Source organism: Leifsonia sp. A12D58 (genome assembly GCF_047530025.1).
Taxonomy (GTDB): domain Bacteria; phylum Actinomycetota; class Actinomycetes; order Actinomycetales; family Microbacteriaceae; genus Cryobacterium.
In genome coordinates this window covers 45,152-62,576 of sequence record NZ_JBLJAT010000003.1, presented here as the reverse complement: position 1 = coordinate 62,576, position 17,425 = coordinate 45,152, and the positions used below count along the sequence as shown (strand labels likewise).

At 61.6% G+C, this 17,425-nt stretch carries 14 protein-coding genes; 8 read left to right on the top strand and 6 right to left on the bottom strand.

Annotated elements, in window-relative coordinates; genetic code table 11:
* The first annotated feature begins 2 nt into the window (after positions 1-2).
* The 4 genes from ACMT3I_RS08725 (at position 3) to ACMT3I_RS08710 (ending at position 4,314) form a co-directional block, all read left to right on the top strand.
* Complete coding sequence (locus tag ACMT3I_RS08725) at positions 3-1,004, top strand: glycosyltransferase family 2 protein (protein WP_414804097.1); 1,002 nt, start codon at positions 3-5, stop codon at positions 1,002-1,004.
* A 192-nt stretch (positions 1,005-1,196) separates the two neighbouring features.
* Positions 1,197-2,225, top strand: coding sequence for a GDP-mannose 4,6-dehydratase (gmd, locus tag ACMT3I_RS08720; protein ID WP_414804096.1), 1,029 nt, complete (start codon positions 1,197-1,199; stop codon positions 2,223-2,225).
* A 47-nt stretch (positions 2,226-2,272) separates the two neighbouring features.
* Complete coding sequence (locus ACMT3I_RS08715; protein WP_414804095.1) at positions 2,273-3,331, top strand: glycosyltransferase family 4 protein; 1,059 nt, start codon at positions 2,273-2,275, stop codon at positions 3,329-3,331.
* Complete coding sequence (locus ACMT3I_RS08710) at positions 3,328-4,314, top strand: GDP-mannose 4,6-dehydratase (RefSeq protein WP_414804094.1); 987 nt, start codon at positions 3,328-3,330, stop codon at positions 4,312-4,314. The genes ACMT3I_RS08715 and ACMT3I_RS08710 overlap by 4 nt, the downstream gene beginning before the upstream one ends.
* Positions 4,315-4,355: 41 nt before the next feature.
* Here ACMT3I_RS08710 and ACMT3I_RS08705 read toward each other — a convergent pair whose 3' ends face one another.
* Positions 4,356-6,074 (bottom strand): DUF2142 domain-containing protein, encoded by a 1,719-nt coding sequence (locus ACMT3I_RS08705; RefSeq protein WP_414804093.1) that lies wholly within the window; start codon positions 6,072-6,074, stop codon positions 4,356-4,358.
* A gap of 136 nt (positions 6,075-6,210) precedes the next feature.
* Between ACMT3I_RS08705 and ACMT3I_RS08700 the strand changes: the two genes are divergently transcribed.
* Entirely contained in the window at positions 6,211-8,061 is a 1,851-nt protein-coding gene (locus ACMT3I_RS08700; protein WP_414804092.1) for a hypothetical protein, read from the top strand.
* Positions 8,062-8,105: 44 nt separating this feature from the next.
* Here the strand turns inward: ACMT3I_RS08700 and ACMT3I_RS08695 are convergent, their stop codons facing one another.
* The 4 genes from ACMT3I_RS08695 to ACMT3I_RS08680 are packed head-to-tail and all read right to left on the bottom strand — an operon-like array spanning position 8,106 to position 11,161.
* On the bottom strand, positions 8,106-8,471 hold the full coding sequence (locus tag ACMT3I_RS08695) for a DUF2304 domain-containing protein (RefSeq protein ID WP_414804091.1): 366 nt from the start codon (positions 8,469-8,471) through the stop codon (positions 8,106-8,108).
* Positions 8,472-8,477: 6 nt separating this feature from the next.
* Positions 8,478-9,206 (bottom strand): glycosyltransferase family 2 protein, encoded by a 729-nt coding sequence (locus ACMT3I_RS08690; RefSeq protein ID WP_414804090.1) that lies wholly within the window; start codon positions 9,204-9,206, stop codon positions 8,478-8,480.
* A 10-nt stretch (positions 9,207-9,216) separates the two neighbouring features.
* On the bottom strand, positions 9,217-10,170 hold the full coding sequence (locus ACMT3I_RS08685) for a glycosyltransferase family 2 protein (protein ID WP_414804089.1): 954 nt from the start codon (positions 10,168-10,170) through the stop codon (positions 9,217-9,219).
* A 28-nt stretch (positions 10,171-10,198) separates the two neighbouring features.
* A complete protein-coding gene (locus ACMT3I_RS08680; RefSeq protein ID WP_414804088.1) occupies positions 10,199-11,161 on the bottom strand; it encodes a GDP-L-fucose synthase family protein in 963 nt (320 codons plus the stop codon).
* Between the two features lie 106 nt (positions 11,162-11,267).
* Between ACMT3I_RS08680 and ACMT3I_RS08675 the strand changes: the two genes are divergently transcribed.
* The 3 genes from ACMT3I_RS08675 (at position 11,268) to ACMT3I_RS08665 (ending at position 15,062) form a co-directional block, all read left to right on the top strand.
* On the top strand, positions 11,268-12,080 hold the full coding sequence (locus ACMT3I_RS08675) for a hypothetical protein (protein WP_414804087.1): 813 nt from the start codon (positions 11,268-11,270) through the stop codon (positions 12,078-12,080).
* A 10-nt stretch (positions 12,081-12,090) separates the two neighbouring features.
* Entirely contained in the window at positions 12,091-13,347 is a 1,257-nt protein-coding gene (locus ACMT3I_RS08670; RefSeq protein ID WP_414804086.1) for a lipopolysaccharide biosynthesis protein, read from the top strand.
* Positions 13,348-13,592: 245 nt separating this feature from the next.
* A complete protein-coding gene (locus ACMT3I_RS08665) occupies positions 13,593-15,062 on the top strand; it encodes a sugar transferase (RefSeq protein WP_414804085.1) in 1,470 nt (489 codons plus the stop codon).
* Between the two features lie 103 nt (positions 15,063-15,165).
* On the opposite strand, the gene ACMT3I_RS08660 is transcribed toward ACMT3I_RS08665, so the two are convergent.
* Entirely contained in the window at positions 15,166-17,160 is a 1,995-nt protein-coding gene (locus ACMT3I_RS08660) for a glycosyl hydrolase (RefSeq protein ID WP_414804084.1), read from the bottom strand.
* Positions 17,161-17,425: the final 265 nt, after the last annotated feature.

Here is a 17,425-nt window from a genome sequence, read left to right as displayed (position 1 = left end):
CAGTGCCAGATCCTATAGCGCAGGCGCCATCAGTTTCTGTCGCTCTCTGTACCTATAACGGCGCGCGATACATCGCGCCGCAGCTGCGCAGCATTCTGGCGCAGGGGGAGCAGGTCGCCGAGATCGTCGTCGCTGACGACGGCTCGACGGATGCAACCCTCGACATCGTGCGCGCCATCGCCGCGGAGTCAAAGGCCGTGGGGAGCGCCATCGAATTCAGAATTCTCGACGGTGTCGGCGGTAATGGCGTCACGAAGAACTTCGAGCGTGCAGTCGCTGCCTGTCGTCAGGACCTGATCGCCCTCAGCGACCAGGACGACATCTGGCGGACGGACCGGCTGGCGCTGCAGCTGGCGCAGTTCGAGGCGAACGATGACCTGTCACTGCTGTTCGGTGATGCGCGCCTGGTCGACGAGAACGGCGAGCCGCTTGGCTCAACACTCTTCACCACGCTTGAGGTCGACGAGGATTCCGTGGCGGCGATCCATCGCGGCGAAGCCTTTGATGTGCTGCTCCGTCGCAACCTCGTTACCGGAGCGACTGTGATGTTTCGGCGCGGCCTGCTCGAGGCTGCACTGCCGTTTCCCGCCGAGTGGATCCACGACGAGTGGCTCGCAATCATTGCGGCGGCGACAGGACGAGTCGATTTGCTCGAGCACGAACTCACCGACTATCGCCAGCACGGCAGCAACGAGATCGGTGTACGGGAGCCCACACTGGCCAATAAGGTCAAGCGGGTTCTGCAGCCGCGAGGAGAGCGCAACCGCGATCTCGCCGTCAGGTCACGCTTGTTGAAAGAGCGGATCGACGCACTGCAGCCGAGCTATCAGCTGGTGCACGACGTGCGTGGCAAGGCCGACTTCGAAGCGTTCAGGGCTGACCTCCCGGCCAGTCGTTTTCGTCGTATGCTTCCGGTCATGCGTCGAGCGTTCAGCGGCGACTATTCGCGTTTCGCGAGCCAGGGTCGCATCGACATCCTGCGCGATCTTCTGCAGCCCGCGTAGCGCTTGTAACCGGTGTGCCGGACCCCGGAGAGCCCGGCTAAAAATAGCCAGTGACCGGCCCAGGAAACCCGCGTCCCGATAAGGAATGCTCAGCTTCCCCGGCAACACCGCTGGGGTAGGCTTAATGCGTCTTGACCAGCGGGCAGTCGGACTTTCTGATGGGCCCCCACAAAGTGGCGGAGATTTATTCTTATGACCGAAACCCAGCCGAAGCGCGCACTGATTACTGGCATCACCGGTCAGGACGGCAGCTATCTGGCCGAGCTTCTCCTTTCAAAGGGGTATGAGGTCCACGGCCTCATCCGTCGTTCGTCGACTATCAACACGAGTCGCATCGATCACATCTATCAGGACCCGCACGAATCAGGCGCTCGGTTGTTCCTGCACTACGGTGACCTCACCGACGGTTCACGTCTTGTCACTCTCCTCGATCAGATCCGTCCGGACGAGGTCTACAATCTCGCCGCTCAGTCCCACGTTCGGGTCAGCTTCGACGAGCCCGAGTACACCGGTGACACCACGGGCATGGGCACCATCCGCCTGCTCGAAGCCATCCGTATGACGGGCCTGCACTGCCGGTTCTACCAGGCGAGCAGCTCGGAGATGTTCGGTGCTACGCCCCCGCCGCAGAACGAAGACACCCCGTTCTACCCGCGTTCGCCCTACGGCGTGGCCAAGGTGTATTCCTACTGGATCACGCGCAACTACCGCGAGGCCTACGGAATGTTCGCGGTCAACGGCATCCTGTTCAATCACGAATCCCCGCGCCGCGGCGACACGTTCGTCACTCGCAAGATCACCCGTGCTGTCGCTCGCATCGCGGCGGGCACGCAGACCGAGCTCTACATGGGTAACCTCGACTCGGTTCGCGACTGGGGCTACGCACCCGAGTACGTTGAGGCAATGTGGCGCATGCTGCAGCACGACACCCCGACCGACTACGTCGTAGCCACCGGCACCAATTACACGGTGCGCGACTTCCTGCAGCTCTCGTTCGAGCACGTCAACCTCGACTGGGAGAAGTACGTGCGCTTCGACGAGCGCTACCTGCGCCCGACCGAGGTCGACGCACTTGTCGGCAGCGCCCAGAAGGCCCAGGACATGCTCGGCTGGGTTCCGAAGACTCTTACGCCCGACCTGGCTCGCCTCATGGTTGACGCCGATGTTGCATCGCTGAACGCAAGCGGCGAGCCATGGATCGATCGAGTACAGTTCGCGTGATCGACTCTTCAGTTAACCAGCAACCACACTTGCGGGTTGCGCTGTCTATGCTCACACTCGTTCCGGGCGGAATGGGCGGGAGCGAGACGTATGCGCGAGCACTGACTGGGCAACTTGCAACAACCGACGCTGTCTCCACCACCGCTTTTGTTCCGGAGGCAGCTCGAGGCTTTGGTAACGGTCTTCCCGAGTACATTGTTTCCGGGATACCTGCCGGGGGTTCCACCACCGACCGTCTGCGTGCAGTTGCCACTCTTAACCTGCGCGCGCCGTCAATTCGACGGGCGCTGTCGGGTGTGGATGTCGTGCACTATCCGTTTACTGTGCCCGTGCCGAAGCCCAACAGATCGCAGGCATCAGTCCAGTCACTGCTCGATGTGCAGCACCTTGAACTTCCGCACATGTTCAGCAAGGCAGAGCTTCTTTACCGCAAGCGTTATTACGAGGGCTTCGCCAAGCGCGCCGATGCCGTCATCACGATCAGCGATTTCGCCAAGCGGCGCATGGTCGAACTTCTCGGCATCGACGCTGACCGCATCCACGTTGCCCACCTCGGTGTCGATACCGATCGCTTCACGCCGAACCTGGGGGAGCGTGAGAACTTCGTGCTCTATCCGGCACGGGGATGGCCACACAAGAACCACGCAACGCTGATCGCTGGGATGGAGATTGCGCGCAAGAGCAATCCAGAGCTGCGACTCGTACTCACCGGTGGTGGCCTCGGCACGCTCGGTGATCTGCCTGATTGGGTCGACCGTAAGGGGCTCGTCTCGCAGGACGAACTGCTCCACCTGTACCGCACCGCAGGTGCGCTCGTCTTTCCCAGCCTGTACGAAGGCTTCGGGCTGCCGCCGCTGGAGGCGATGGCATCGGGATGCCCCGTAGCTGTCTCCAACGCGGGCTCATTGCCTGAGGTCGTCGGTGACGCGGCAGTACTGTTCGATCCGCACAGCCCCGAGGCCATCGCCGAGGGCGTCTCACAAGCCCTGCAGAAGTCGGACGAGCTGACGGCTGCCGGCCTCCAGCAGGTGAAGAAGTTCACCTGGGAACGTTGCCTCGATGTGCACCTCTCCGCATACGCGGACGCAGTCGAGGTACACGGATGAACGAGGTAGTTCAAGAACGCGTGCTCGTCACCGGGGCCAACGGCCAGGATGGCACCTATCTGGTGCGCCGTCTGGTTCACGAAGGTCATGTCGTTCATGGCATGTGCCACTCGCCAGAAGGTGCCCAGCGGCTCAGGGTGACCTTCCCTGAGGCGATGGCGCATGTGGCAGACCTGAGCGACGGCGACGGGATTGCCGCGTTGGTGGCATCCGTCGAACCAACTCACATTTACAACCTCGCGGGCAACACCTCTGTCGCACGATCCTGGGAGTACCCGGCCGAGACGGCCGATGTGTTGGGCGTCGGCCCGATTCGGCTCATCGAGGCTGCCTGGAAGCTGGCAGAGCGCACCGGCAACCCCGTTCGATTCGTACAGGCCTCGAGCGCGGAGATCTTCGGAGACGCGACGATGGTGCCTCAGGACGAGTCAACGCCGCGGGTTCCTGTCACTCCATATGGAGTCGCCAAATCGTTTGCGCACGAAATGGTGGGGGTCTATCGCCAGCGAGGGATGTTCGCCAGCTCGGCGATCCTGTTCAACCACGAGTCCCCGCAGCGGCCAGTGTCTTTCGTCGCTCGCAAGATCTCTCAAGAGGTTGCCCGTATCTCTCTCGGGCTCTCCGACAAGCTGGTATTGGGCAATATCGATGTGCACCGTGACTGGGGCTACGCGCCAGACTATGTCGACGCGATGTTGCGGATCGGGCGAGCGGATGCTGCCGGTGACTTCGTCGTGGCGACGGGGGTATCGCACACCGTCCGCGAGTTCGTGCAGGCTGCATTCGCGCACATTGGAATCGATCACTGGGAATCGTATGTCGTCATCGATCCAGCGTTCTACCGGCCGGCGGACCCCAAAGAACTCGTCGGTGATCCTTCACGGCTTCGTGCGCTGGGATGGCAACCGAGCGTCGACTTCACCCAACTTGTCAGCCTGATGGTCGATTCCGACCTGGCAGAGCTTACCGGCGTCGCGGGCTAAGACAACCGCACCGCCGCCCAGTCAAGTTCTGTCGCGCGGGCTTAGCGTGAGGTGGCGGGTATCGCGGTTGTGGCGTCCGCTGCCTGCGAGGGTGTTGACAGTGCCGGGGTCGGCAGAGCGGGAGCGGATTCGGGGACCATGACATGGGCCCGAGAGATGTGCCAACCAGCCCAGGCTCCGCCGACAAGCACCAGGCCGAAGACCACGAGCCATAGAAGGTTGCCGCCAGGGGCACTCCATTCGGGATTCATGATCACGTTCTTCCAGGTGCCGTCCACACCCACGGCGTAGCGCTTTAGCGCGGCGGCGAATGACAGGTACTGCGCGCCGGCCCACGCTGCCCAGACGGCGAACGTCAGCCGGTTGAGCACGCCGGCATCTGGCAAATTGATGCGCTCTGCCACGAGCACCGCGAGTCCGAAGACGAGCATGACGAACAGGGGCAGTGTGTAGCGCCCCTGCCAGATAATGCCGCCGTTCGTGATGTATGCGCCCTGGATGAGCGCAGGCAAGAACAGGAAGATGGCAAGGAGCACGCCACCCACGAGTAGAGCCTTGCCACGCAGAATGCTGAACGCGACGAGCAGCAGCATTCCGACAAAGGCCGACCACGTGAAGTAGACGAGGATCGGCGGCGGTGTATCGAGCCAGCCGAAGTTGGCGATCATGCCCTGCGCGTACCCGAGGGTGTCGCGCACTGTCATGACAAATCCGGTGAGATGGCCGGTTCCCACTCCGGGAAACGACTGGAAGTAGTCTGGATCGTCCTGCATGGCCGTCAGCGAGCTGGTGCGGAGCAGCCAGCCCACCGCGAAGACGGTTGCAACGACAGTGACACCGACCGCCCATTGCACTGGGCGTTTCTGCAACAGCACCCACAATTGCTTCCAGCTGAGCAGCAGAAGCGGCACGACGATGGCGATGGCCACCCAGAGTGGTGAGAGCCCTCTGGTATTGACCGCCATCGCTGCGCCGACCATGACAACGACGGCTCGTGCAGTCAGCAGCCGTGGGTTCGGTTGGGTAACGATGGCCAACATGGCCGCGAAGACTGCAAGCGTTGCGGTGATCTCGACGGCATTCGGGTTGACCGACCCACCGAGGAACAACAGCATTGGTGGCACCGCGACGGCCAGCGCTGTCAGGGGAATCGCGTTACGGCGCAGTCCATACGCCACCGCAATGGTGCAGGCGAGAAAGAGCGACGTGAGTATGGCACTGATCGCACGCATCACGTAGATTCCGCTGTCGTCGCCAAGGAAGAGTGTCGGCCAACCGATGAGCATGTAATAGACGGGGTTGTACAGCCCGGCGGATGTCGGAGCATCGATGATCTCGGCCGGATCGCCGGCGAGCGGTGTCGTGCAGGCGGCCGAGACGTCCGAGTGGAAGGCGAAGCAGGTTTCGGAGTGGGTATATGCGATATACCGGGGAACCTGTACAACCTGACCTAATGACGTGGTCTCGCCGATGAACTGCCCGCGGGCAACCGATGCGGCCTTCACGATGTGCGCGGGCTCATCGGGTGACGCTGAGATGGGAGTGGCTAGCGCCCACATGATCGAGAGCAGTGACAGGATCGCCCAGCTGGCACCGAAGACTTTCCAGCGGTGTGCCCTGACCGGGGCGGCCGATGTCGAAACGACGACGGTGGATGCCACGTGTGTGGGGTCGACGCGTGCATGTTCGGTGTTCAGGATCTCGAAACGAGCAGGGTCGGCCGAAGCGCTGTCGATGTTCGAGGGAGCTGACGCAGTCATATGGGAAGATGCCTTCGCGTGACGGAGTGCTGCGAGACGATGGCCACGCTGAAACCACTGTATCTATCGCGCCTCAAAATATCCTGCAGTTGCGGCCCGATAGTATTACGGTCGCAGCCTAGAGGGAGTCAGTGCCATGCGATTCGTCGAGAAAGCACCACTTCGCGTGCGCATTCTGTTCATCAGCCTGATTGCGGCTGTGGTGCTCGGTGCCGTGCTGATGCTCGTCGGGTTCTCACCCGCAGTCGAGGTTGCTGCAGTACTCGCCGTCATCACGCTCGCCTTCACGCAGCGCTTCGGTTGGGCAACGAGCCTGGCAGCCGCCATCCTGCTTCTCTTGCTGGGCAACACTCTGCTGCTGCGTGTGCTCCCGCTGGTTGGGATCGATCTCGGCGTTGCCAACGGCGTTGCGCTTGCCGCAACGGGACTGGGTCTGCTGGCGTGGCTCTATCGTCGGCTGCCCGACATCCGTCTGCCCACTCGTGCAGCGCTGACCACGGGCGCCGCAGCCCTGCTCGTACCAGTGCTCACCGGGCTGGTGGCTGCGGCCACCCTCGGTATCGGCGAGCGGATGCGCGTCGGCTGGATGATGGGCACCGGCACAGACACCGTCTGGAACACCGTTGCATCCCGATTCATCCTGGACGACAACGGCATTGCGCCCTGGTTGAATCCGAATCCGTCTCCGCTAGTCAACGGACTGATGGCCTCGTGGTACGCCCCGGGTCGCGGCGCGGCCGAGGAACTGCTTCGCCACGACGTCTCCAGGCAGAGTGAACTGCTGATCCTCCTCTTCCTGCTCTGTGGTGTGCTCGCCGGTATCGTCGTCGCGCGCGTGATTCCTGCCAGACGTCTGGTACTCCGCGTTCTGGCCGGAATCTTCGGTAGCGCCATCCCACTGACCTGGTACATGACCGGATTCGTGATCAGGTTCGGATTCTTCAACGTGCCGATTGCCATTGCCGTGTTGTTCTGTGTGTGGCTGCTGTGGAGCGATCTGCAGCGACACGTTGCAGCGTCGATCGGCCTGCTTTTGGTTGCCACAACAATCCTGCTGGCTGCTTGGGCGCCACTTGCCGCGCTGTCACTTGGCCTGGCCGGTGTCGCGGTGCTGGTGCGCTGGCGTGCGTTGCTGCGGTTGCGGGGCTGGCACGCGGTCGTGTTCGGGCTTGCCGCGCTGCAACTCGTGCTGTACATCCTGCTGGTGACCCTGCCGGATCTCACCCGCGACGGCGCCGCGCTCGGTGCCAACGGGGGAGTTCCCGAGATTACGCCCCTCGATGTCGTGCTCGTCGCCGTACTCATTTTCGCTTTCGCTGCGGTGGCCTCGGTCGGACTCGGCCAGCGACATGAGCTTCTGGGCGTCGTCGTCATTCTGATTGCCGCCGTCATCGGTATCGCTTATCTGACGTTGCAGCGACGGGGGATGGATACCCTGTGGGGCTACTATCCGGCGAAGCTTGGCTGGCTGGTCAGCGTGCTGCTTGTCGTCCTACTCGCGGCGTCGGCGCTGCGCTGGCTTGGTCATGCAGACGCACGCGGGGTCAACATTGTCGCTGTGCTGGTGGCTACCGTCGCTCTTGTTGGTTTGGTCATCGCCAAGGTGCCGCCGATCCAGCGTGACCTGGCTGGTCTCTATCCGCTCGTGGGCATTGGGCTCACCCCTGAGTCGTCTGCGGACGCGGCGCGAGAGGATGCCCTCTTCGCGGAGGCCGAGACGGGCACGAAAACGATCTTCGCCGAGTATTCGGCGACGGCCGGGGACGACGCATTCATCAACTTCTGGGCGATGCAGCTGGGGTCGGTCACGAGCGACGATCCGATTCGTAAATATGCATATGTTCTCGATCCGACCAATCCGGCTGATATCTGTGCGGCAATCGAGGCCTGGGACGGCAACGTTGTCGTGATCACTGGCTCCACAGAGCTTGAAGCCGAGCTGAAGGATGTCTGCCCGCAGGCGACATTCGACGTCGAGGTTCGGTAGCAGACCCGGGAAGAACAGTCGGCCGCGTCGGCGCATCCGCAGTTCTAGCGCGAAATCTCGCTGTTCTGCTCCAGCTCGCGAATCCGCATGTCCTGCAGGGCCGACTCTTCGGCGAGCGTGCGTGTCTTGCTCTCAAGGTCAGTGAGCTCGGCGCTGTGCTGGATACAGACCAGGAACAACACAGCAATGCTCACGAAGAACACGAGGTTGGTGGGGGCGCCCACACCAACAAGGTTGGCTGCCCAATCGAGCACGGCGGGGAAGATGCCCACGATAAGCGCAAGCACGCCGGCGATGAGCCACCAGATGGCGTGACGCTCGCGCAGGCGGCGGCGACGCAGCATCTCGATGACGACCCCGAGCGTCATCAGGGCGGCAAGGATGCCAAAGATATAGGAGGTTACGCTCATGGGGCGTCAGGCTTTCGTTGCAATTGTTGAGGATGGGCGCATCAGTGCAAACCCGAGTGCGAGGAATGCGCGGGCGAGGTATGTAGCCGCCTTGATCGGATTGTGAGACGGGGTGCCGCCTGCGCGGGGGCGCATGGCAACCGGAACCTGCTCAACGATGCAGCCGGCACGGGATGCGATCACCAGGGCCTCGATTGTGTCGCCGAGGTACTCGGCCGGAAAATGGCTGGCGAACAAGCGCACGGCGCGAGGCCCGCACGCTTTGAAACCTGAGGTGGTGTCGGTGAGCTTGGTGCCAGCAGTGCGGCTCAGAATGCCAGAGAGCACGACCATCGCCCACTTACGCGGACCGCTCACCTCGTAGTTTCCTTCGCCGGCGAAACGTGCACCGATCACCAGGTCGGCACGCTCAAGAGCGGCGAGAAGAGCCGGAACGTTGCTGGGATCATGCTGACCGTCGGAATCGATTTGTACGACGTTGTCGAAGCCGTTCTCGAGAGCGTACTTGAATCCGAGGCGCATGGCTCCGCCGACCCCCAGATTGAAGGGCAACACTGCGACAGCTGCGCCAGCGGCAGTAGCAACGGCAGTGGTGTTGTCAGATGATCCATCGTTGACGACCAGGCAGCGCACGCCCGGAAGCTTGGCGTAGACCTCACGCACTACATCGCCGACGGACTCTTCTTCATTAAACGCGGGCATAACGATAAGAGTGCGTTCGAACGGGGACGGCATGGATTCCATACTAACAATCCACAGCTGGACGGTTGGCGGGATCCACGAGCTGCCCGCGGCCGAACGCGTGACCGAACAGTGAGCGGACGCCGGTGCCGCTGCCAGCCTTGACCGCTGCAGGCACTCGGGTGAGAGCGTTCATTCGCGACGAGAGGTGACGGAATGCGGCCTGCGCTGCAACGTCCCATCCACGAGCGCGCAGGGCAATTGCGGTGCTCAGGAAGAAGGCGCGTTCCTCCCGGAAACGGGATCCGTCGTTGGCTTTCCACGACGACACACTGGCGCTGTGGCGACGGTAGAGAAAGGTCCGTTCGGTGTCGGCGACCAGTGAGCCACCGGCCATCACGATCTCAATCTGCAGGGCGAGGTCGAGGACTACATCAAGGTCGGCTCGGAAGCCATGCTGAGTCAGCGTCTCTGTGCGCCAGCAGATCGAGGGGAAGTAGGTCCAATTGCCCCGCAGCAAGCTGGTTGCGAGTTCTTCGCCGCGCAATTCGGTCGTACCCGTCAACGGCGGGCGGTAGTAGGCCTTCACCCTGTCGGGCAGCGGAGTGCCGATACGGCCATCCGAATCGATGACGTCGACGCCGGGCTGGAAGTACGCGGCGTCGGGGAACTGCTGGATTAGTTCGAGCATCCGGCCGACGTAGCCAGGCCGGAGCACATCGTCGCATCCGATGATCACCGTATGGGATGCCGCAGCCAATTCGATGCAGCGAGCGAAGTTGCCGGCGACGCCGAGATTGACGATGTTGCGGTGGTATTCGATGCGGTCATCGCCGAGACCCTGCAACCACTGACCGGGCTCGAGGCTCGGATACAGGTCGTCGATCACCACGAGTCGCCAGTGCGGGTCGGTCTGGGCGAGGATGCTGCTGACGGCAGCGCGGAATTGTTCGGGGTCGCCGTAGAACGGCATCATGATGTCCAGAGTTCCTGGCGCCTGACGATCGTTCAGGCTCATGCCGAGCACACCCGTTCTGCTCGACCCATCATTTGGATCTAAGCGAAGCGGCGTTCTCGAGGAACCAGGCGTAGGTACGGGCCAGGCCCTCATCAAGGTCAACCTGGGCCTTCCAACCGAGGTCGTTGATGCGCGAGACGTCCAGCAGCTTTCGTGGAGTGCCATCCGGCTTCGTCGGATCCTGGCTGATGCTGCCCGTGTAGCCCACGGTGCCGGCAACGCGCCTGGCCAGTTCAGCAATCGAAAGGTCGTGGCCGACACCGACGTTGATGGTCTCGGGGGAGTCGTAGTTCTCCAGCAAGAACAGGCTGGCAGCAGCGAGGTCTTCGACAAAGAGGAACTCACGAAGTGGCGTACCTGAACCCCAGATGACGACCTCGTCAGCGCCGGTTTCGGTTGCTTCGTGGAAGCGGCGCATCATGGCCGGCAACACGTGAGAGTGCTCGGGGTGGAAGTTGTCGCCCGGACCGTACAGATTGGTCGGCATCGCCGAGATCCAATTGCGACCGTACTGGCGTCGGCTGGCCTGCACCTGCATGATGCCGGCGATCTTCGCGATGGCGTACGCGTCATTGGTGGGTTCGAGGGCACCGGTAAGCAGCGAGTCTTCGCGAATGGGCTGGTCGGCGAACTTCGGGTAGATGCAGCTGGAGCCGAGGAACAGCAGGCGGTCGACGTCGACGCTGTTGGCGGCATCCATCACATTGACCTGAATTTGCAGGTTGTCACTCAGGAACTCGGCGGGGTACGTGTTGTTGGCCTGAATGCCGCCCACGCGCGCTGCGGCGTCGATGACGACATCCGGCTTGACCTCTGCGAAGAAGTCGAACACCGCTTTGCGGTTGCGCAGGTCGAGTTCGGCGGATGTCGCTCCCACGAGATTCGTGAAGCCGGAGTTCTCCAGGTGGCGCCAAATTGCGCCACCGACGAGGCCTCTGTGCCCGGCGACGTAGACTCGGCTGGCGCGGTTGAGCGGCTGATTGAAGTTCATAGTCGGTAGACTCTCATGGGTTCTCATCGGCACTGTAGCTGGATGCCTGCAGTTCCATCATTCGGCGAAATCAATTCGCAGCCTATCAAGCGAAGGAACATTTAACTTGGCAAAGCCTGTCACCCATGGGCGGGGCAAGGTGCTCGTCGTCCTGCCGACACTCGGCGATCGACTCGATCTCCTGGCCATCACGTTGGAGACAATCGAGGCGCAGCGTTCGAGCGTCGACCTCACCCTCGCCCTCGTCATCCCGCCTGCTGCGACGGAAGCACGTGCCCTTGCGTCCAAGTACGGTGCCGTGCTGATTGATGACCCGCGTCAGGGTCTGACCGGCGCGATCAACGCGGGCATCGCTGCTCGCACCGACGAGGTGTTCTACGCCTGGATCGGCGATGACGATCTGTTCCGTCCGGGCGGACTGGCCACGCTGCGCGACCTCCTTAATGCCAACGCTGATGCCGTGCTCGCGTTCGGCGGCTGCGACTACATCGACCCGCAGGGTCGCACCATCGCTGTGAGCAACGCAGGCTGGCTCGCGCCTGTCCTGCTGGCTTGGGGCCCTGATCTCATTCCGCACCCCGGCACCATGATCCGTCTTGATGCGCTTGCCGCTGTAGGAAACTTCAACGTTGACTACAAATACGCAATGGATCTGGACGTGTTCCTTAAGCTGCGCAAGCTTGGCCGCTTCGTCTGGACCCGCACATCGGTCTCCGCATTCCGTTGGCACCCTGAGTCGTTGACGGTGGCCAACCGTGCGGCATCCGGTGCCGAGTCTGAAGCAATCAAGCGCAGCCACCTGCCGTCGCCGCTTCGACCCCTCTCTCCGCTGTGGCATGTTCCGATTCGTTGGGCATCGCAGTTCGCGGCCAAACGGGTGACCGCGGGCGCACTGCGTCTCGACAGGTCTGGATCGTAGACTCAGCATGATGACCGACGAGACCCTGACGCCGCAGCGCCCGACGCGACCGCAGAGCGTCCTGTGGGTGCTCGTCGCTACCGGCATCTCCGGTATCGCCGGCTTCGTCGTCACGTTCGCTGTTGCCAAAGTTCTTGGTGCCGACCTGTACGCCTACTTCGGCGTCTTCTGGTCGGGTCTCTTCCTAATCGTAGGCGTGCTGTTCGGACTGCAGCAGGAGTCCACCCGTGCAACCGCCGAGTCCCTGGCGTTAGCGGATGCCGTTCCCGCGAAAAGCTCGCTGTGGATCTTTGGTGCTGCTGCTGGCCTCATCGTCGGTCTCGTCGTGTTTGCAACAAGCTTCTGGTGGGCGCCTGCTGCGCTCACTCCTGACTACGCAGATCTGTCACTGCAGATCTCCATCGGCTCAGCATTCAACGCGATTGTCGCAACAATGTGTGGCGCGCTGGCCGGCGCCGAGCGGTGGCGCCTGATGGCAGGAACCATCGTTCTCGATGGACTGCTGCGCCTCCTCGGAGTGCTTGTCGTGCTTGGGGTTGGTGGCAGTACGACTGCGTTGGCGTGGGTAGTCATCCTGCCGTTCCCGCTGTCGATCGCCATCATCTATCTCTGCGCTCCGCGCACGCTCAGGATGGTCAGTCGCTCGCGTTTGACGTACCGCGAGCTAGCGGTCAACTCCGGTCACACGGTGCTGGCGGCGTCCGCTACCGCTGTGCTGATCAACGGTTTCCCGCTGATTTTGGCCTTCTTCGCCAAACAGGGGGAGTCGGCCACCCTTGGGGCGCTGATCTTTGCCATCACGCTGACCAGGGCACCGATTCTCGTACCGATGATGGCGCTGCAGAGCTACTTGATCACCCGGTTTACCAGTCATCCGGATCAGATCGGCAAGCTGATCGGCAAGGCTGCGGCGTTGATCGGCGCGGTGATGCTGTTGCTCGCCGCGATCACTGCGCTCTGGGGACAGTGGGCGCTTCGCACCTTCATGGGCGCTGAGTATGCCCTGCCGCCAGAAGCACTCGTGCCGTTGGTTGTATCGTCCGGCTTCATCGGCGCACTGTGCGTGACCGGACCGGCGCTGCTCGCACAGGGCAGGCATCGTGCCTATGCCGCTGGATGGATCGTTGCGTCGATCGTTGCTCTGGCTGCGCTCTTCGTGCCGGCTGGCATTGAATTCAAGGCGGCGTTGGCGCTCTCGGCGGGGCCGATTGCTGGCCTAATTGTGCACTTCGTGGCGCTGCGGGCCGCGCGCCGCACTTCGCATTAGTTTCTCTGCCCCCATTTCGGGGCACCTTGAACAACTGTTTGACAGTGTTCAATCGTTTCTTGAAGGCGCGACACGCCGAACATCCCAACTCCATGAGAATGTAGTGCGGATTGGCTGTGTAAAGATGGGGCGTACGCGGCCGTGGGGGGAACTCACCGCTGAGGGTCGCTCGCCGTTTGAGGGGAACCCGATTTTGAGTCCGAGTCATCTGCGTAGGTCAGTGTCCCATTGCGAAGTGGCGACTCGTGACAGTTGAAGACAGGACCTACACCACTCGCGAAAGCACGTGGCAGCGGTCCTACGCAAAGCGTTTGTTCGTCAGCGACCTCGTCGTCCTTCTTCTAGCCATTTTCCTGTCGCAGTCCATGTGGATCGGTGACGGTGCAGCTCAACTCGCGCTGGACAAAGCACCTCTCGTCGCCTTCCCTATTGCTTACACGGTCGTTTCGATCGTCGTCGTGATCGTGTGGATGCTCTTCCTCGACTTCTTTGCCGCGCGGGAACATAAGAACCTTGGCTCCGGGACCACCGAGTACAAGCGCATTGCCGACGGCACGATCAGGCTCTTCGGCGTTTTCGCCATCATCGCCTATCTATTCAGGCTTGAACTGGGCCGAGGGTATTTTCTCACCGCACTTCCGCTCGGCATCGTTCTGCTCCTGGCTTCCCGTTGGGCATGGAGGCAATGGCTTCGACGTAAGCAGAAGCGCGGGCTCTACCTCTCTCGCACCATCCTCATCGGCGAGCGAGACAAAGCGAAGCACGTGGCAGAGAACATCCAGCGCGATGGTTCAACGGGCCTTTTCGCGGTGGCGGCACTCACACGCTCCGGCGACTCCACGCACAATCTCATTCCTGGCGTGCCCGTACTCGGGTCGTTCGTCGATGCATTGCGTTGCATCGACGACTTGGACATCGACACGGTTGTCTTCACCGGAGCAGATGACATCAGCCCGGCTGACATGCGTCAGTTGGGCTGGGATCTCGAAGCGCGCAAGGTCAATTTGATCGTTGCCCCAGCGCTAACCGACGTGGCGGGCCCGCGCATCCACGCTCGCCCTGTAGCGGGACTGCCCCTCATCCACGTCGACTTCCCCGAATTCGGTGGACGCAAACAAACGGCGAAACGGATTTTCGACATCGTCGGGGCGGCGGCCCTCATCATCGTCGGGTCACCGATGCTCATCGCGGTAGCCATTGCCGTGCGCAGCACGAGCCCCGGGCCCATCCTCTATACCCAGGAGCGCATCGGCCTGCGGGGCAACCCATTTGGCATGCTGAAGTTCCGTTCGATGGTGCAGGGCGCCGACGACCAGCTCGCCAGCCTCCTCGACGCGCAGGGGACGTCGGACACACCCTTGTTTAAGGTACTCAACGACCCGCGCATCACTCCCGTGGGCAAGTTCATCCGTAAGTACTCGCTCGATGAGTTCCCCCAGCTGTTCAATGTGCTGCTCGGGCACATGAGCCTCGTGGGTCCTCGTCCGCAGCGTGCTGCGGAAGTCGCTCTCTACGATGACACGGCGCACCGCCGCCTCTTCATGAAGCCCGGCATGAGTGGCCTGTGGCAGGTGAGTGGGCGCTCGCGTCTGTCCTGGGACGACGCAATCCGCCTCGACCTTTACTATGTGGAGAACTGGTCGATGACGGGCGACGTTGTCATCCTGTGGCGCACGGTCAGGGCTGTTGTTGCGCCGGGAACTGACGCGCACTAGCTCAATGCACGCCTGACTGCACACGGGTCGTGAGGGCGACAACGCATTCCGCGAATGGAGCTGTCCAAGGCAGATGGTCAGGGTGGACACCAGTTCGTGACGTCTAGGACGCTGTGACAACCGCATCGGCCAAGTCGCCATCGAGGTAGACCGCCTGATCGGTGAGATCCACGCTGACGCGTCCATTGCTGGGCTCTAGCGTCGACGTTTTTCCAAACTGAGTTGTAACGGTAATAGGCTCGCTCGTCGAGTAAGACACGGTCGTCGGTGATGTTGCCCAGGCCACTCGTGTCGCTGATTTGCCGGCGCCGAAAACATACGAGAACGTCGACTCATCGAGTGGATCCTGACTGGCGAATGGTTTGTCCGCAATCTTGCGAGCAAGCATGGCTTGCGCCATTGCCGCAGGTTTCGGCGCAAACGCTGGAACAAATTCGTTCATCTGCCTGAGCAGGCCGAAGTTCCCCTCGCCATCGGCAAGGTCCAGATTGTCGTTGACGAGGTCATACCAGTAGAAGCGTTCGACTCCGTTTGCGAATGCGATCGTCTGGCCGCGAACTAGGTAGTTGGCTTGGTTGAGCTCGCCGACCTTGCCTGATGTCCATCCCAGTTCGGTCAGCCAGATCGGTTTACTCTGACCGTTGTTGTATTCCTTGATGCTGTCGTTCGCCTGCTTCAGAATTGGTAGCAAGGTCTCGGCGCCTATGTTGAGTTCGTCATAGGGGTGGAAGCTGACTGCGTCAATCAGGTCCAGGCCGCCAGCTTGGAAGAACTCGTTCATGAATGTTTCATCTAGGTGGGCAGTCGAGGGGCCGACGACGAGGGTACCCGGGTGCTCTGCTCTAATCTTTTCAGCCGTGGGCTGTAGCAGTTGGATGTAGCAGGTGGCGGTTGCACCGCACTCGCTTGTGTTCAAGAGCCAGTTGAACTCGTTGTAGACCTCAATGGCGTCGGGCGAAAAATGCTCCAGCACTGCATTCGTGTACGCAACGTAGGCGCTGATTCCCGCCGGGCTACTAGGCGTCTTGCCATTGTCGTAGAGCTTATTTGAGTAGACGCTGATGGGGAGAACGGCGACTCCGGCATTCGCGAACGCCGCTGTCTCTCGGTCCACTTCGTCGGGAAATGTGTACACGCCGGGTTCCAGTTCGGTCTTTGACCAGTAGGCATCGTTGCGAGCCTGCCGGAATCCAAGTTGCGCGGCCGATGGGGCAGAGCCAACGTAGGCAGCGGCGCCAATGTGAAGGCCGACACCAAAACGATCGTCGGTCGGAGAAGGGATGGAAGGGTCGTCCAACACAATGAAACTAACCTGTTGAGTGGCGATCGTCCCATCGCTGCTGGCCAGGTTGGCGTTGTAGTAGCCCTGTGGCAGCTCACCCAGCGCAAGAAGGCCTAGTCCGTCTGCAATCTGAAGCTCCCCGCTGGCAACGGTAGTAGTTGTTTCGTCGGCGACGCTCCAAACCACTGACGGCGTCTGCCAGGCGAGGCCCAAAAGCGCGTCGCCCGTCTTCATGATGAGGGAGGAATTGGTGATCTGGGTTGGCGCGGAGAAGGTCTCGAAGGAGGCGTTGGCGATCAAGTTCGCCTGGGTCGCAGCCGCCGTCATGGTGAGATCGTCGATACGGAACCCATTGGTTGCACCAGTCGCAACGAGAGAGAGTGCGAGCTCGGTCTCACCTGCAGCCGTCGTGTAGCTCCATGTTGTCTCTGTCCAGGAAGCGGTCGATGCCGGAAAGTCGTATCTTTCTGCTTCCGTCGCTCCCATGAGTAGAGCCGGAGAGGAATCCTGATCGGCGTCGCTGTCGCCAGAAACGAGTGCGCTGAACACATACTCGGTGAGGGGTTCTACCGGCACAAGCTGTTGCAGAGCACGCGGAGTTGCTTCTGCCGCGCTAATGCGAAGGGAGGTGGAGCCTTCCGGTGCCACGCCGTATTCGGCACTGAACGTTGCGTCGCCTTCGCCGACCAGGTTCCAGTTCGAGAAGGTCGCGAGCACGTGGACGGTTGCGGCCTGCGGCGGCTCCGGGGCAGGCTTGCTCTTTATTGGCGCTCCCGCTTCGGAGGTGGAGGGCAGGAACGCGATCGTGGTGATCAACCCACCCACGACAAGTACTGAAATGGTTATCAGAAGCACGACTCTTCGGCGTGACCACTGGCGGGCCGTTGCAAGGAACTTCATCATTCTCCTGGGCGACTAGAACACAACGCTGGGACGATCGCATTGCGTGGTTGATGCGTTACAGGGTATTGGAACCTAGGCTTTTACTCGGTGCGGCCCACCAGCGACTAGAAGAACGAAGCAGCAATCGTTATGTCTACTTCGAGGGCGCATCCGCCGCTCCCTGAACTGAGGAAATGAG

What these genes read in the sequence shown, in the direction of transcription:
- gmd (WP_414804096.1), top strand. Translation starts at nt 1,197, where the DNA reads ATGACCGAAACCCAGCCGAAGCGCGCACTGATTACTGGCATCACCGGT.
- ACMT3I_RS08705 (WP_414804093.1), bottom strand. Translation starts at nt 6,074, where the DNA reads ATGACTGCGTCAGCTCCCTCGAACATCGACAGCGCTTCGGCCGACCCT.
- ACMT3I_RS08710 (WP_414804094.1), top strand. Translation starts at nt 3,328, where the DNA reads ATGAACGAGGTAGTTCAAGAACGCGTGCTCGTCACCGGGGCCAACGGC.
- ACMT3I_RS08690 (WP_414804090.1), bottom strand. Translation starts at nt 9,206, where the DNA reads ATGCCGTCCCCGTTCGAACGCACTCTTATCGTTATGCCCGCGTTTAAT.
- ACMT3I_RS08715 (WP_414804095.1), top strand. Translation starts at nt 2,273, where the DNA reads ATGCTCACACTCGTTCCGGGCGGAATGGGCGGGAGCGAGACGTATGCG.
- ACMT3I_RS08670 (WP_414804086.1), top strand. Translation starts at nt 12,091, where the DNA reads ATGACCGACGAGACCCTGACGCCGCAGCGCCCGACGCGACCGCAGAGC.
- ACMT3I_RS08685 (WP_414804089.1), bottom strand. Translation starts at nt 10,170, where the DNA reads ATGAGCCTGAACGATCGTCAGGCGCCAGGAACTCTGGACATCATGATG.
- ACMT3I_RS08680 (WP_414804088.1), bottom strand. Translation starts at nt 11,161, where the DNA reads ATGAACTTCAATCAGCCGCTCAACCGCGCCAGCCGAGTCTACGTCGCC.
- ACMT3I_RS08700 (WP_414804092.1), top strand. Translation starts at nt 6,211, where the DNA reads ATGCGATTCGTCGAGAAAGCACCACTTCGCGTGCGCATTCTGTTCATC.
- ACMT3I_RS08695 (WP_414804091.1), bottom strand. Translation starts at nt 8,471, where the DNA reads ATGAGCGTAACCTCCTATATCTTTGGCATCCTTGCCGCCCTGATGACG.